At 29.1% G+C, this 14,534-nt stretch carries 17 protein-coding genes; all 17 read right to left on the bottom strand.

Annotated features, from left to right (window positions below; translation table 11 throughout):
• Positions 1-14: 14 nt before the first annotated feature.
• Positions 15-1,562 (bottom strand): IS21 family transposase, encoded by a 1,548-nt coding sequence (gene istA / locus IR213_RS05240; RefSeq protein WP_194311262.1) that lies wholly within the window; start codon positions 1,560-1,562, stop codon positions 15-17.
• A gap of 152 nt (positions 1,563-1,714) precedes the next feature.
• Complete coding sequence (locus IR213_RS05235) at positions 1,715-2,284, bottom strand: gamma carbonic anhydrase family protein (RefSeq protein ID WP_194311261.1); 570 nt, start codon at positions 2,282-2,284, stop codon at positions 1,715-1,717.
• Positions 2,285-2,403: 119 nt separating this feature from the next.
• Entirely contained in the window at positions 2,404-3,198 is a 795-nt protein-coding gene (locus tag IR213_RS05230; protein ID WP_228479097.1) for a serine hydrolase domain-containing protein, read from the bottom strand.
• Between the two features lie 23 nt (positions 3,199-3,221).
• The gene (locus IR213_RS16250; RefSeq protein WP_228479096.1) at positions 3,222-3,446 is read right to left on the bottom strand and encodes a hypothetical protein; all 225 of its coding nucleotides are present in this window, start codon (positions 3,444-3,446) and stop codon (positions 3,222-3,224) included.
• Positions 3,447-3,637: 191 nt separating this feature from the next.
• Positions 3,638-4,093, bottom strand: coding sequence for an ester cyclase (locus IR213_RS05225; RefSeq protein WP_194311260.1), 456 nt, complete (start codon positions 4,091-4,093; stop codon positions 3,638-3,640).
• Between the two features lie 301 nt (positions 4,094-4,394).
• Complete coding sequence (locus tag IR213_RS05220) at positions 4,395-4,811, bottom strand: ester cyclase (protein ID WP_194311259.1); 417 nt, start codon at positions 4,809-4,811, stop codon at positions 4,395-4,397.
• A 25-nt stretch (positions 4,812-4,836) separates the two neighbouring features.
• Positions 4,837-5,943 carry a serine hydrolase domain-containing protein gene (locus tag IR213_RS05215; RefSeq protein WP_194311258.1) on the bottom strand — a complete coding sequence of 369 codons (1,107 nt, stop codon included), beginning with the start codon at positions 5,941-5,943 and terminating at the stop codon, positions 4,837-4,839.
• 74 nt (positions 5,944-6,017) lie between these two features.
• Positions 6,018-6,899, bottom strand: coding sequence for a PhzF family phenazine biosynthesis protein (locus IR213_RS05210; RefSeq protein WP_194311257.1), 882 nt, complete (start codon positions 6,897-6,899; stop codon positions 6,018-6,020).
• Positions 6,900-6,901: 2 nt separating this feature from the next.
• Positions 6,902-7,357 (bottom strand): MarR family winged helix-turn-helix transcriptional regulator, encoded by a 456-nt coding sequence (locus IR213_RS05205; protein WP_194311256.1) that lies wholly within the window; start codon positions 7,355-7,357, stop codon positions 6,902-6,904.
• Positions 7,354-7,773, bottom strand: coding sequence for an SRPBCC family protein (locus tag IR213_RS05200; RefSeq protein WP_194311255.1), 420 nt, complete (start codon positions 7,771-7,773; stop codon positions 7,354-7,356). The genes IR213_RS05205 and IR213_RS05200 overlap by 4 nt, the downstream gene beginning before the upstream one ends.
• Before the next feature lie 86 nt (positions 7,774-7,859).
• Entirely contained in the window at positions 7,860-8,639 is a 780-nt protein-coding gene (locus IR213_RS05195) for a DUF3108 domain-containing protein (RefSeq protein WP_194311254.1), read from the bottom strand.
• 434 nt (positions 8,640-9,073) lie between these two features.
• A complete protein-coding gene (locus tag IR213_RS16245; RefSeq protein ID WP_228479095.1) occupies positions 9,074-9,334 on the bottom strand; it encodes a MarR family winged helix-turn-helix transcriptional regulator in 261 nt (86 codons plus the stop codon).
• 69 nt (positions 9,335-9,403) lie between these two features.
• A complete protein-coding gene (locus tag IR213_RS05185) occupies positions 9,404-9,898 on the bottom strand; it encodes a GNAT family N-acetyltransferase (RefSeq protein ID WP_194311253.1) in 495 nt (164 codons plus the stop codon).
• A 362-nt stretch (positions 9,899-10,260) separates the two neighbouring features.
• Positions 10,261-10,917 (bottom strand): DUF6134 family protein, encoded by a 657-nt coding sequence (locus tag IR213_RS05180; protein ID WP_194311252.1) that lies wholly within the window; start codon positions 10,915-10,917, stop codon positions 10,261-10,263.
• A gap of 28 nt (positions 10,918-10,945) precedes the next feature.
• Positions 10,946-11,914 (bottom strand): NAD-dependent epimerase/dehydratase family protein, encoded by a 969-nt coding sequence (locus tag IR213_RS05175; protein ID WP_194311251.1) that lies wholly within the window; start codon positions 11,912-11,914, stop codon positions 10,946-10,948.
• Between the two features lies 1 nt (position 11,915).
• Positions 11,916-12,707 carry an SDR family NAD(P)-dependent oxidoreductase gene (locus IR213_RS05170; RefSeq protein ID WP_194311250.1) on the bottom strand — a complete coding sequence of 264 codons (792 nt, stop codon included), beginning with the start codon at positions 12,705-12,707 and terminating at the stop codon, positions 11,916-11,918.
• 132 nt (positions 12,708-12,839) lie between these two features.
• Positions 12,840-13,949 carry a helix-turn-helix domain-containing protein gene (locus IR213_RS05165; RefSeq protein ID WP_194311249.1) on the bottom strand — a complete coding sequence of 370 codons (1,110 nt, stop codon included), beginning with the start codon at positions 13,947-13,949 and terminating at the stop codon, positions 12,840-12,842.
• Positions 13,950-14,534: the final 585 nt, after the last annotated feature.

Genomic DNA, 14,534 nt, shown 5'->3' with positions numbered 1-14,534 from the left:
TATTGGATTTAAAATTAGTTAAAATAATGTTTTCCCCTGATGTTGCCGTGGGTGGGAAGGTCTTGCTCTTGCTCGTGTTCAAAATCAATGGTGTCCAAGTTGTTTTCTAAAATGTTCTGTATGGTTTTAAAGTTGTAAATTTTATAATCAAGTGCCCGTTTGCAGGCATTTATTAATCGTTCTTTGGATACCTTTTTTTCGTAAGAGAGTATTCCTAAACAGCTTTTATAGGCTTGTTCGGGATGATTTCTGCTTTCAATTATTTTTACGATATAGTCTCCCACTGCCGTATCGATACTATTTCCCCATTCAATGAAACGGGAAGCGCTCCACTCGGCCACAAATTGATGTGTACTAGCCAAATGTTCCGGGTTTGTGGTATAGACATAAGGCTTATAATTCCTTATATGTGTGGCTATACGATTGTATTTGTGGTATATTTCGACCGTTGATTTGGTATATAATAGCTTCGCTTTTTTCTTTACGTATTGGTAGGGAACGCTGTAATAATTCTTGTCCTGACTTAATTGAACGTGTCCGTTTTGCATCACGGTTGCAAAGGATTGATATTTAATTTCAAAGCGTTCTTGCGGTAGCGGACGTAGTTTTTGTTTCTCGTCTTCTAAAAACAGTTCGTACCTAGAGTATGGTCGTCCTGTGAGTTTTCGGTTGTTATGGGAGTCGAGTAAATCCAAAATCTGTTGGTTCAGCTGATCAATATCAAAGAATTTTTCTTCTTTTAGATTCACATAAATCCTTCTATACAATATCTTTACAGCTCCTTTTACCAATGATTTATCCCTTGGTTTGTATGCCCTGGCAGGCAAGATAGTGGTTTCGTAATGTTCTGCTAAATCCGCTAATGTTTCGTTGATTGTAGGCTCAAAACGACTGCTTTTAATTACGGCTGACTTTAAATTATCCGGAACAATTGCAGCGGGAGTTCCTTCAAAAAAACGCATTGCATTCTCTACCGAGGCTACAAAATCTTCTTTTTGTTGGCTCATCGAAGCTTCTGCATAAGTGTATTGGCTGGCTCCTAATATGGCTACAAAAAACTGTACTTCTTTGATTTCTCCAGTGTCTTTGTCAATAATAGAAAGTGTTTTTCCGGCATAGTCCACATACATTTTATCACCCGCTTTGTGATTCATATGCATTACCGGATTGACCTTATTGCCCCATATCTTGTAATAATGCCTGAATTGTGAACTCTTGAATCCATCGGGATTCACCGCAATATACAGTTCCCACTGGTGCCGTACGGTAACCCCAACTTTTTTCAGTTCCCGTTCCATCTGCGGAAAAAAAGCATACAGCTTTTGCAATTTTACAGGGATTGTTTCCACCACATTATGCGAAAACAATAATTCAAGTTCAGCATCTGTTTTTTGATTGATAATCTCAAAAGTTAATCCTAATGCTTCAAATAAGGAAATATACTTCTTTACTGTATTTCTGGAAAGGGATAAGTAATTGCTAATAAACAGCTTACTCTTACCATTACAATGAAATTTTATTACTTTTCTAATCTTACTCATGTCTGTTATTTTGTTTGCCATAATTCGTGGTTTTTTTAACGAATTTATGGTCTAACAGCATGAAAAAAAGCAGGAGTTTTTTGGTGGTCAGTTTGCTCCGAAACTGGTGGTCAATTTGCTCTGGAATCAGGTGGTCAATTTGACCGTTTTTTCCATTTTACCTCATAAAATGGCTATTTATCTAGATTGGCTAAAAATTTTGCGGTCATTTTTTTATAAATCTCTGAATTGGAAAGGCCACTAGTGTCAATATCGTAAACATACTTTACAAATCCAATTTGTTTTAAGGCCTGATGAAAATCACCTATCTCTGAAGGAGCATAAATTTTAGCAGGATTTCCAAATGCTATATGGTTGATTGGAATAAAAGTATCTTCAGGGCAAAAAGTATCAATATGAATGATGCCATTTATTGCCAAAATAGTTCCTGATTTTAATTTAGAACCATGAAAGATGGTGCCATTGGTTGCAATAAAACAATAATCATCTATAATAGATCCAGTAATTGTTGCTTTTGGTCCAATAATTACATGATTACCTATAGAACATCCAAATTTTTTGCTGCTTCTTATAATTGCTCCTTCCATAATGACTGTATTGTCACCAATTTCAATTGTACCACCGTTTGAAGAAATAATTGCTCCTGAACCAATATAAGTGTTAGCACCAATTGTTACGGCACCACTAATTACAGCTCCTTCCATTATCGTAACCGTTTGATGAATTGTTTGTATATTTTTCATGATATTAGTTATTGAATTTACTATTTGTTTTAATTAGTTAATAGTTTGTCTTCAAGTAGAATAAATGGAATATTTTGTTATCAAAAGATTCTACCAATACTTTTGTACATTTAGTTTTTTTAATTAAAAAGGCGGCTATTCGTTACTATTTTTTTTATTTCAATTTCAAAAAAATAAGACAAGTCCTTATTTTCATTCATTTGATTTTCTAATACTATGATACTAATATCCTTGTTTGGGAAATATAAATTGATTGAAAGAAATCCATCACCTAATCCAGTATGCCCAATGTATTTTATGAAATCATTTTCGTAAATTCTGATACCATATCCATAAGGTATTTTTTCTTTTCCGAAAAGATTGTGTTGTGCAAGGACTTTTGATGTTGTCATCAATTTATAAGTTTTTGGAGTTAATATTTTTCCTTTATGGAGCTTATTGTTCCAAATTGTTAGATCTTTTGCAGTAGTTATTATCCCGTCTGCAGAAATAGATTTTTCATTAATTTGGGTGGAATTTATTACACTAAATTTATTTTGATTATTTATATGACCTAAAACAAGATTATGTGTTTTACTTGAAGAGTAAGTAAAAGTATTTTTCATATCCAATTTTTTAAAAAGTTCATTGGCCATTTCAGAATACTTTTTATGAGATGAAAACTCAACAATTTTTCCTAAAAGTATGTACGATAAATTCCCATAATTAAAATTTGATCCAGGTATAAACATTAGCGGTTTATCTATAGCATCAATGCCGTGAGTATGGTTTAAAAGTTGATGTACCGTAACAGTATCAGCCCATATTTGCCTTAAAAATGGCAAATATTTTTTTATTGGTGATTGCAAATCTATTTTTCCTTTTTCGACTTCTTTCAGAATTAAAACAGCAGCTATCTGTTTACTGTTTGACATTATTTCAAATTGATTATTAATGTTTAAAATTGTTTTTTTTCAAAATTTGAATACCCATAAGCTTTGGCATATTTAGTTACTCCATTTTGAGTAATTAATATCACTCCATTGAATTGTCTTACATTAGTTGTTTTTATTAAGCTGTCAATTTTAGAGGAATAATTATCATTTTTTTGTCCAAAAGATAGACAGTTAAATAATAAAAAAGATACTATTATTGCCCTTTTTAATTTAATAGATTTCTTCATTTATTTCTTTTTAAATTGTTTCTTTCATTATTAAAAGGTTGCATTTATTCAGTAAATAGTTTTCTAGATATTTAGTTTCTTTGTGATAGTAATCGATTGTTTTAGAATTTTATTACTGTAAATATTTTGGTAAGTTTTAGAAATCAAGCAAATTATTTATGGATTTTCCAATAATTATGATACCTTTCTAATTAAACAAAATCAGTCTCTTTTTCGCCAGAAATTAAATTTTGATACAATTCATATGCGCTTCTTTCGACCCAACATTCGGCAAGTCTACCGTCTTTTACAGCCCAGATTGCAATTCCAGTAAACGATATAAACCGGTTGTCAGCTTTAAGTCCGAAAAGGCCATTATTCCTTCCAGAGCAATCCCATCTCGAAACTACTTTATTTTCCTTTTTGTTATAGAATACATCTATACTTTCGGTTTTAGCATCGAGAAGTAGTTTTTGAAATTCACCTACCCAGTTTTTAAACTCATTTCTTCCTTTTACTACTTTTCCAGCTGTTGTAATACTATAATCTGTGGTCATTAATTCATCAATTGCGTCCAGTTCGTGTGGACTATGCCATACTCTGTTAAAAAACTCCAAAACAAGTTTTTCGGGCGTATGTGTCAACGAACTATTAGATTTATTCATCATATTTTAATTTTTAGTGTTAATAATATTTATTTAATTAAGTTTTACTATTTGGCATCAATTCAAACTGGTCGTTAATTTTTAAAGTTGTTTTTTTGTCATTTAGTCAATTTTTATTTTCGACTTTGGGGAATATTCTAAATTAATTATCCAGATTAAAAAAGTATTATGAAGTTTATGTATGATCTAAAATTGAGAAGCTACATTGCTATGTTACTTAATCAATGACTGCATATTTAAAAAGAATATTTACGAAACTATAGCTTTAGGCCTGTAGATTTCTTATATTTCTTAAATATTACAGTTATTTAATAAACCCTAATTGCTTCATAATAGCAGCCCTATCGAATACTTGTGTATGACCATTTATTTTTCCATCTAGAAAATGATAAATAGTAGCTCCATTAACTTTTATTGTCTTATTTGTAGCTGGAATTTCACCTATATTTCCTGTGTTTGTTCCTGTCATAATCCAAGTAATAGATACTAAATTTCCGTCTGATACAGCTGTTTTAATGTCAAAGTGTATGTCGGGGAATGAATTAAATGTATAATTTAATCGTGTTTCAAATTCGGTGTGATTTATTGTCTTTCCTTCCCAAGGATCAGCATTATCTAAATGTATAGTATATTCCTGACACAAATATTTTTGGATATCAGCAAAGTTTTTATCGTTCCAGACACTATTCATAAATTCTCTCAAAATTATCTCGTTATTCATTTGCTTATTAGATGTTTTAAGAATCTTAATTATTATCTTTTATTTTATTGTAAATATTTGTAGTTAAAGCACTTAGCTTATCATGAACATCTTGCCCGCTCACATTTGTAATTATTATGAGGCCAATTTTTTCTTTTGGATAAAATTCAAGCCAACTTGAAGTTCCAAAAGAACCTCCATTCTGGAAAATCTTGTCGTTACCGTTTTCACTATCCATTTGCCAAAAATAGCCTTTCATATAAGTTCCATTCTGTTCTTTCCAAATTGGACTATGTGATAATTTAACAGCTTCATTTTTTTCGTTTAGTTGAAAGATAATATAGTTCAACATATCAGGCAAAGTTGATTTTAAAGCTCCTGCTGCTCTGATACTAGGGCCATTAAAAGGCATTTTAATTCTTTTAGTACTGTATCCTTGTACCAAGTACTTATTTTCATTTTCTGCTAATGTCAATTTCGTTGATTTCATTTTTGCCGATTTGAAAATATATTTTTCTAATAGTTTTTGGTAATCCATTTTGTAAACGTCTTCAAGAATATAAGCAGTAAGGTTTGGTCCAACGTTCGAATATTGAAACTTAGTTCCAGGCAAGGTGTCAAGTTTTACTTTTGCCAATTCCTGAAAGAATTTATCCTTGGTGAAATTTCTTTCCAGGCTATCAAGTATAAAAGGTAGCTTGTCATAGTCGGGATTAATAAAAATTTCTGGTTTGTTCGGAAAGGTATATGGCAAGCCACTTTTATGTGTTAAAATAGATCTGAATGTAATTGGTTTCCCATTGTATTCAAGATTCTTGTAGTTTCCTTTCAAATATTTTCTTACATCATCATCGATAGTTAGTTTTTTGTCATTAACCGCTTGAGCCAAAAGTAGACCTGTAAAAGTCTTGGTTAATGAAGCTATTTCATAATAATTTGAATTATTTGGTTTGTTACCATTACCGGTATCACCATAATAATATACTTGGGTTTTGTTGTTTTTTACGATACCGATAGATAACGATTTGATTTCTGATTTTTTTATAAGTTGGTTCGCTATGCTGTCAATAAAAATTTTAGATTGATCTTTAGATTGCCCGAAAGAAATTGATGTTAAAAAAATGAGGATGTTTAATAAAATATACTTTTTCATAATAATTGTTTCTATTTGTAATTATGCGCGTTTTGTTATGAACTCTAAAAGGAATTTTAGGTATTTAAAATTCTCTAAATTTCTACTATAATTGATTTTTTTTGAATTCCTTTTCCACCAGCCATAAGCTTTATAATCTTTTCGTTTTCTATTGATAAATCAACAATAATTAAACTTTGCGACGGTGGATTCATAAACCATCCTTGTTGAATAAGAAATCTATCTTTTTTAAGATTAAGAATGTCAAACAGGTAACAAGCAAGTGGGCCTGCCGCCATTCCTGTACCAGCTTCTTCCTCAATGCCATAACTTGGTGCAAACATCCTGGTATTTACGTCTCGATTTGGGTCTACTGTTTGAGTACAAAAAACATAGAAACCTATTAAGTCATATTTTTCACTAAGATTAGTAATTAAATCAAAATTTGGTTCAATGTTCTTTATAGTGGCTACATCTTTTACAGGAATTATTATAAAAGAATTTCCGGTGTTTACTTTTAATATGGATGCATTTATAAGAAGATCTTCATTTGTTATATTTAATGATTTTAAAATTACTTCATTGCTTTCTTTCACTTCAGTGTAAACAGGTGGTTTTTGCTCCATAAATGCCAATTCACCTTGAATTGAAATTTCTCTTATCCCATCAATTGTTTCTTTTGAAGAGAACTTGTGTTTTATTAAGCCTAACTGTGATAAATAGGAAAAAGTTGCAATTGTAGCGTGACCACAATGTGCTATTTGTCGGGTTGGTGTAAAAAAATCCAGCTTGAAATCTGCTAATTTTGATTTTGAAACAAAAGCAGTTTCTGATAGGCCAACTTTTGAAGCAATCTTTAATTTTTGATCATTTGTTAAATTGTCAGCATTTAAAACTACTCCTGCTGGGTTTCCGCCTTTATCATTGTCACTAAAAGCATTGAGTATTTTTATTTTGATTTTTAGAGATCCGTCCATAGTTATTTTTTTTTAAGTAATATAACTAGCTGTTCATTAAATTTTTGAGTTGTATTTCCTAGTACAGCAAAGAAAGTCTTGTCAAATGTTTCAACAGTCTTTACTGCTTGCTTGATAATTTTCTTTCCATTTTCAGTTAGTCCAACTGTTTTAGCCCTCGTGTCGGTAGTATGCTCTTGCCGTTGTAATAGACCTTTCGATTGTAAAGTTCTTAAAACAGTAGAAGTTGTCATTGGGTCAATTTTTGTGTGTGATGATAATAGAATTTGTGTTACATCTTGTTTATGTAATGTCAGCCAATGAATACTTGCCATTAAAACAAACTGAGAATGTGTTAAATCATAAGGCTCTAATGCTTTTTTAATTTCTCTTTGCCAAAGATTTGTTACTTGCCATAATAAAAAACCAGAACTGTCCTCTGCTTTCTCTACACTAAAAGTATTGTCGCTGGATTTCATAGATTTTTAGCAGTTTGGATTTGTTGTAGCATATCTACTGGCAAGGAATCAACAATTTTTTGAGCTACAATTTTACGCCATACAAAACCTAAAATTCCTGTTACAGTTATAGTATTAGTGATTTTTAAACCTTGTGCTGTTTCTTCAAAATTATGCTCGTCATACATTTTGGCTAATGGGAATTTTGTAACATCAAGAAACAATTTATTTTCTATTGTTTCCAACAATTCTACTTTTACATTTGGTCCGCCTTTTGGTCTTAATGTAAAGTAGTTTCCTTTTTCGAATTTGCCTTCTAATTTTGCAAATTCAATACCTTCATCCCAAGTATGCCAATTGTTTACATCTGCAAAGAGTTTCCACATTTGTTCTTTTGAAACTTCTGTTGTTAGGATTGAATGACTTTTTGTCCACATATTTTCTCGAATTAAATGGTTAAATAAATAATATAAGTGCAAACATAGTACGTTCACTTATTATATGCAAGTTTATTATTTAGAAATTAATCAAATTCTGAAAACATTACTTTCAATTTATAACGATAGCTCCCGTTAAAGTAGTCTTCTTCTTTTACAATTTCATTTGATTCTTGTGATATCCAAAATTTTTGATAGTCATTTTTTAAACCAATTTTGTGTTCCATTACCCAGCATTTTACTTTTTTCCCATAAGGATTTAAAAGAGATTCAACATTTGTAATTGCATAAAAAACTTCCTCAGGTTTGCCAAATCCTGGATCATAAAAATTTATTTTAAAAGTCCTGTTTTCTTTATAAGGTAAAAGAGTAAAAATCACCAAGTCTGAATGCCAATTTAGATTGTATTTTTCGAATGATTTATCAAAAATTTCAAATGATTTAACTTTTACAGAATCAGGAATTTTTCCTTCGTAGTTTATGCTTTTAGTTTCAAAATTAAAGTCCGAAGCATATCCTAATCTTTTCCAATAAGATTTTTGATCAAGTGTAGAAAAATCACTTAACTTAAAAATTGTTTTTGAAGTGTGAAGTATTGTATCACGATCCCATTGTTGTAATATCGCTATGGCGGGTGTATTATTATGAGTTATTGAAGCAACATTTATTTTAATTAAAGTTATTCGTTCAGATGGGCTCTCTTTCGTTTTTTTGTTATAGACTACATATGAAGTATTACCAGTTTTTATGTTCTTGAAAACCAAATTTTCAGGTCTAATACATAAAGTGTCTTTTCTTTGAGCGTTAACCATTACTGTTAAGAGTATTATAAAGGTACTTGTAATTTTTTTTATTAAATTGTTCATTATTTTTTTTGTTTACAAATTGTGTTTTAGACTTTTTTTTGCAAATGCTTTTTATATAGATTATTTTTTGAATTTTTTTTAAAAATACAGTTTTTAAACTTTAGGTTCAGTGAAATCATAGACTAGAAGTAGTAATGAGAATGAATTGTTTAATAATGGTATTCTCGGCATTTTTATTTCTTAAACTATAATAATTTTCATTCCCAATTGCAGTATTATTAACTTCTAATTTTTAATTTATCTCGAATTAAATTTTCAAAATCAATCATTTAAAACAGAGACAGCTCATATTAATATTGTGATTTTAGTCTTGTTACTCGTTGAATAAAACTGGATTTTTCCAGTTCCAGTTCTACTTCTGAAATAGCTTTCATTAAATTGTTTTCAGTATCAGTTGCTTCATTCATAGCTAGTATTATCTGCTGCTGAATGGGTTAGTCTAGTAAATCTTTTCCTTTTGCTGAAAGTGTAATAATGCATTTTCTTTGGTCAACTTTGCCTTTTTGAGACTTTATTAGCTTATTTTTTTCAAATTCTTTCAATAAAAGTATAGTAGAAGGATGAGTATATCGAATTTCATTTGCAAGTTCAACAACATTTACCGATTTTCTTACATTTAGTGTATATATAATAGGAAACCATTTTGGTTCAAAATTTAATTCAAAGCCTTGTAAATTGCCAAACCATCTTTTCAAATGTTATCGCTTTGTCGTTGTAATCTCCTAGTTATAGCCAAAATTCCTGCTTTATCAATTATACTCATATTATTTTATTTTAAAGTGATAATACACATTTTCGGCCATCATGGTAGGGAAATAATTTGGCAATTGTGCTTTTGTCAATCGCTCGAAACCATTTTTCTCATAAAACCGGTGTGCTGCCTTCAAGACATCAATAGTTCCTAAATATAAATCATCTATTTGTTTATAAATACAGTAATTTTTTAGTGCTTTTAGAAGTTGTTGGGATATTAAAAGATCCTTCCCTCGAAATTCTTTTTTAACGAACATTTTTCTAATAGCACCTGCTTTATGACCCGTATTAATTAGTGCAATTGTGCCTACCAGATTTCCATTTAAAAAAGCCCCCCAAAAACCTCCTCCTTCTTTTATATAATATTTTTCAATGTCGAGCAAATCCGGCTGTCCTTCTAAAGTGACTGCTACATTAAATTCGATTTGCTGAATTGGCAAAATAAGCCCAAGAATACTTTCTGAATGTGAATTATTCAATTCTTCAATTGTGATTATATTTTTCATAGTTTTAATTTATCTTCAAATTTTATTTTATTTATTAGTTATGCTGATGTAACGTGTATTATTATTAACATTGATTCAATATTAATTTTAATTAAAAGGTATGGGCTCTGATGGGCTCTCTTTCGTTTTTTTTGTTATGGACTACATATAAAGTATTACCAGTTTTTATGTTCTTGAAAACCAAATTTTCAGGTCTAATACCTAAAGCGTCTTTTCTTTAAGCGTTAACTATTACTTTTAAGAGTATTTTAAAGGTACTTGTAATTTTTTTTATTAGATTGTTCATTATTTTTTTGTTTTATAATTGTGATTTGACTTTTTGTCATCGAGTAGATAATTCTAATTAAGAGTATAATAACCATTTACTTCACTATTAAATTATTAGTATTCAAAATAAATTTTATGGATGCAAACTCTGTCTCAGCTTCTATTAAATTGCATATTCCATTTTGATAATTATAAATAACAGAATTTCCATTAGGCAATGACATTTTGTACTTTTTGTTCCCAATGTTTCTTATAGGAATTATTTTTTGAAATTTTTCTGAAAATACAGTTTTTACATTTATGGGTTCAGTGAAATATAAACTAGCGGTGGTAATTGGTATGACTTCTTTAATAGTGCCATTGTCTCCAGTTTTATTTCTTAAACTATAATAATTTCCGTGCCAAGTTGTAGTATTATTAACTTCTACTCTCTCGTTCCTTGTGCGGTATAATTTTGCTTCTTGTAAATTGTTTTGTTTAAAAGTAACGTCCATCTTATCATAGATTTGCAAATTGTAAAATAAAATTTTTATTTTAGCATTAGATTCAAAGGAATATTTAGTAATTTCATTTTTTGTGATCATTTCAATATTAATAGTGCCAATAGATTTCTCATCTTTTATTATGTTATAGGTTAGGAAATTTGTTTTTAACAAGGGTTTTTCAATAATCAATGTACTAAAAACTGTAAGGTAAATTTTAAAAAAAGTAAATGGAATTACAAGAAATTTAATAAGTGTTTCATTATTCATTAGATTAAATTTTCATCAGTTAAAAAAGTTATTTAAATTTCTTTTTGAAATACTCTATAGAATCTTTAATTGCAGCTTCTATTGGCAAATATTCCATTTCTAAATCGGATATTGATTTTTGATTATTATAGAAATTATCGATACAAAGTATTCTCATATTTGTAGAACTTAAATTGGTTTTTAATTGGAAAAAACGCAAACCGTCACCTAAATAACCTATTGCAATTAAAATAGCTTTAGGTACCCGAATCATTATTGGAAATTGATTTTCAAGCTTATTTAATTTTTCAAAAAAGCCAACATAACTTATATTCTCGTTGGCAATAATGTATTTTTCACCATTTTTCCCTTTGTTTAAGCTTGAAATAATGCCTCTAGATACATCTTTTACGTCAACAAAATTTTTCCCCCCGGGTGGATAAAATATTATTTTCTTTTTCAATCCCATTAATATAATTTTACCTGAACTTGGTTTTGTATCATAAGCGCCTATCATAAAGCTTGGATTGATAATTATCACTTTTATTTTGTCCTTATCCTTCAATAAAATATTTTCCGCTTCTAATTTGCTTAGTGCATAAAAAGAAGATTTGAGTGGTGATTTTATTTCATCTTTTTCTGTACCTAAATTATTCAATGTTCCATAGCCTAAAGTGTTTACACTACTGACAAAAACAAATTTTTTTACTTTGCATAAAATAGCCGAATTCAGTAATTGATTTGTAGCATTGCAATTAATTTTCCAATAATCGTAATAGTTAATTATATTTTGACTTGTTTCTGCTGCAATATGAATGACCGTATCTATCTCTTTTAAAATTTGGGTTAAATCATCGAATAAATTTCCTTCTATCAATTCTAAATTCGGATGATTTTTTCCTTCGAACTTTGATTTGTTACGTATCAATCCTTTTACTGAATATCCTTTTTCTAACAAATCAAATGTTAGGTTCGTTCCAAGTAGACCATTAATTCCTGTTATGAATATTTTTTCCATATTAAATTTCTCTTTTAATTGCATTTGTCATTAAAGGCAATCTTATCCATATTGGTAAAATTTTTAAAATGGCATAACTAATTGGGTTTACCATAATTAGTGTGTCTTTTCTAAATAGTTGTTGAATGCAATACTTTGAGACTTTTTTTGGATCTAATAGCGTTAATTTCCCCAAAAAACCTTGTTTTTTTATTCTAGCTTTTACTTCATTATTCGTTTTCATAGCTCCAGGGTTAACTACACTTACAAATACATTTGATTTCTTTAATTCTTCTGATAATCCTCTAGAAAAGGAATGAATAAAACTTTTAGAAGCGGGATAAACAGTTTTATATCCTATGGGCGAAAATGCTGCCATACTTGAAACATTAAGAATGTATGATTGTTTTTGAAGCATCAGATTTGGTAAGAGTTGATGCGTAAGTATTGACGTTGCAACTACGTTAACTTGCAATATTGTATTTATATAGTTAACATCTGCATCAATAAATTTTTTGGTACCTCCAACTCCTGCATTATTAATTAGAATATAGACACTAAAGTTTTTATTAAGCCAGTCGGATAGTGCTACTACATTTTTCGAGATTGCCAGATCAGTTTCATAGTAGACCGTTTTTACACCGTACTTGAATGCAATTTCATTAGACAAATTTGAAATGTTTTCATTCGGAAGACTTACCAAAACAATATTTATTTTTCTTTGAGCCAACTCTTCTGCAAATGCTTTTCCTAAACCTTGGCTGGCTCCTGTTATCACTGCAAATTGATGTGCACTATTTTTTTCTACTACCATAAATCAATTATTTATGAAGCAAAAGTAAAAGCAAAGCAATTCCGTTATGCTCGACTTTATAAATACGTACTAGTTTTATAATTGATTTAAATACTTGAAAATAAGCCCTGTATTTTAGAAAATATTACTAAATTATAAAGTAGTACTTCTTTTTTTAAAATCAGAAGGAGTTTGATTGGTGATTTTTTTAAAAGTTGAATTAAAAGTCGTTTTAGAATTAAATCCAGATTCAAAAGCAATGCCTAAAATAGACAAGTTATTAAAATCATATTCTAAGAGTAATTTTTTTGCTTTTTCGATTCTATATTTATTTACAAATAGAAAGAAATTTTCATTAAAGCCACTATTTATAACATAAGAAAGTTGGTGTGGAGTAGTATTTATTAATTCTGCTAATTTTATTAAATTTAAATCACTATCTAAATAAGGTTTTTGATCCAGCATTAACAAATGAAGTTTGGCTTTGATTTGAACCAAATCCTCATCAGAGACAATTTTTTTCTTTATATCATTGACGTCCTCTTCGCTGATAAAAGTTATTTCGCTCCTTTGTTTTTTATTTAAAGGAAAAATTTCTTTTTGTTTTAGAGAATAATATGCAATAGCATAAATCGCTAGTAGAAAAATTATATTTATATAAATATTTTGCTCTAATGGGTTTACAAACAAAGTGTAAGAAGTTATTATGATACATATCAATAAAATTAATATGATAATGTATTCTAGCCAATTCAAATTAATATCAGTAGTATCGGATGAAAATAGTAATATTTTTTTTTGATGTATTATAATTTTACGATAAGAAATAATTGTATATAAAAGAGCTTGAAAAACCATAAGCCCTGTTAAAACGAGCTTGTACTTATTTATATTATCATACGATGCGTTATATTGAAGTATTAAAAATGTTATAAAGGTAAAAGGTAAAATTAAAAATTTAAAATCTTTAATTTGAAATTTAAAATTTGGAGATATAAAATTAATAACACTCAAATAGAATGCTATTGGAGTTAAAAATTGAATGAAATCTATAAAAAAGAAAGTACCAGATAAAAATTTTAAATTAATTATTTCTAAAAGTTCATCCATCCAAAATGTGGACCATAATAATAAAAAAAGACCAAACCATAAATTTGCTCTCCTATTTACCTTTAATGGATTAGTAATTTCGAGAAATGACAGTAAAATTAGAGAGCCACAAATAAGAATTATTATTATGGGATCAAGAATATTTTGATACATTATTTTAATTTTTATAATGTGTCAAAGATACTTATTTAGGACTAAGCTATATTTCAAATCTATTTTTTTTGAGATTAATAAATCTATTTTATCTGGTGATTTGTATGCTTCACTCAAAAAAGAACTAATTAAAATCAGAAACTTTTATTTAACTTGTAAAGAATACTCAAAGGAAAATGAATTAATTTGTATTACAAATGATGGTGATTTTTTAGTTAGTGATATAAATATCTTGACTTACAATAAAGAATTACTTCAAGCAAAATTTAATTAGTTATCTTATTAATCAACAATAAAGCCTCTTTTAGCCTCGTTAATTAAAATCATTTTGGTTAATAACAACACGAGTAATCAAGCGGTCTCTCTTCGGTCGTTCCCTTTGTTTCGTTCGGCTGTTCCAGTCAGTCGTGCCTCCTTCCATTCCACAGACACTTCACAGCACTAAAAAAAACAGCAGCTTGAAAATAAGAGGGCGCTGAAAAACATCGCTTATTTTGATTAGCGTCGTTTTTTAGACGATAAAAAACGCTTGTAACAGGATTTTAAACATCCGTTATAAGCTTTTTTCTTTATATAACTTTTTTT

Source organism: Flavobacterium soyangense (assembly GCF_015277675.1).
Taxonomy (GTDB): Bacteria; Bacteroidota; Bacteroidia; order Flavobacteriales; family Flavobacteriaceae; genus Flavobacterium; species Flavobacterium soyangense.
Note: the sequence above shows the minus strand (reverse complement) of the source record. Positions and strands in the feature narration are given on the sequence as shown.

Coding starts and splice junctions, on each gene's coding strand:
- istA (WP_194311262.1), bottom strand. CDS start 1,562: ATGGCAAACAAAATAACAGACATGAGTAAGATTAGAAAAGTAATAAAA.
- IR213_RS05235 (WP_194311261.1), bottom strand. CDS start 2,284: ATGAAAAATATACAAACAATTCATCAAACGGTTACGATAATGGAAGGA.
- IR213_RS05230 (WP_228479097.1), bottom strand. CDS start 3,198: ATGTCAAACAGTAAACAGATAGCTGCTGTTTTAATTCTGAAAGAAGTC.
- IR213_RS16250 (WP_228479096.1), bottom strand. CDS start 3,446: ATGAAGAAATCTATTAAATTAAAAAGGGCAATAATAGTATCTTTTTTA.
- IR213_RS05225 (WP_194311260.1), bottom strand. CDS start 4,093: ATGATGAATAAATCTAATAGTTCGTTGACACATACGCCCGAAAAACTT.
- IR213_RS05220 (WP_194311259.1), bottom strand. CDS start 4,811: ATGAATAACGAGATAATTTTGAGAGAATTTATGAATAGTGTCTGGAAC.
- IR213_RS05215 (WP_194311258.1), bottom strand. CDS start 5,943: ATGAAAAAGTATATTTTATTAAACATCCTCATTTTTTTAACATCAATT.
- IR213_RS05210 (WP_194311257.1), bottom strand. CDS start 6,899: ATGGACGGATCTCTAAAAATCAAAATAAAAATACTCAATGCTTTTAGT.
- IR213_RS05205 (WP_194311256.1), bottom strand. CDS start 7,357: ATGAAATCCAGCGACAATACTTTTAGTGTAGAGAAAGCAGAGGACAGT.
- IR213_RS05200 (WP_194311255.1), bottom strand. CDS start 7,773: ATGTGGACAAAAAGTCATTCAATCCTAACAACAGAAGTTTCAAAAGAA.
- IR213_RS05195 (WP_194311254.1), bottom strand. CDS start 8,639: ATGAACAATTTAATAAAAAAAATTACAAGTACCTTTATAATACTCTTA.
- IR213_RS05185 (WP_194311253.1), bottom strand. CDS start 9,898: ATGAAAAATATAATCACAATTGAAGAATTGAATAATTCACATTCAGAA.
- IR213_RS05180 (WP_194311252.1), bottom strand. CDS start 10,917: ATGAATAATGAAACACTTATTAAATTTCTTGTAATTCCATTTACTTTT.
- IR213_RS05175 (WP_194311251.1), bottom strand. CDS start 11,914: ATGGAAAAAATATTCATAACAGGAATTAATGGTCTACTTGGAACGAAC.
- IR213_RS05170 (WP_194311250.1), bottom strand. CDS start 12,707: ATGGTAGTAGAAAAAAATAGTGCACATCAATTTGCAGTGATAACAGGA.
- IR213_RS05165 (WP_194311249.1), bottom strand. CDS start 13,949: ATGTATCAAAATATTCTTGATCCCATAATAATAATTCTTATTTGTGGC.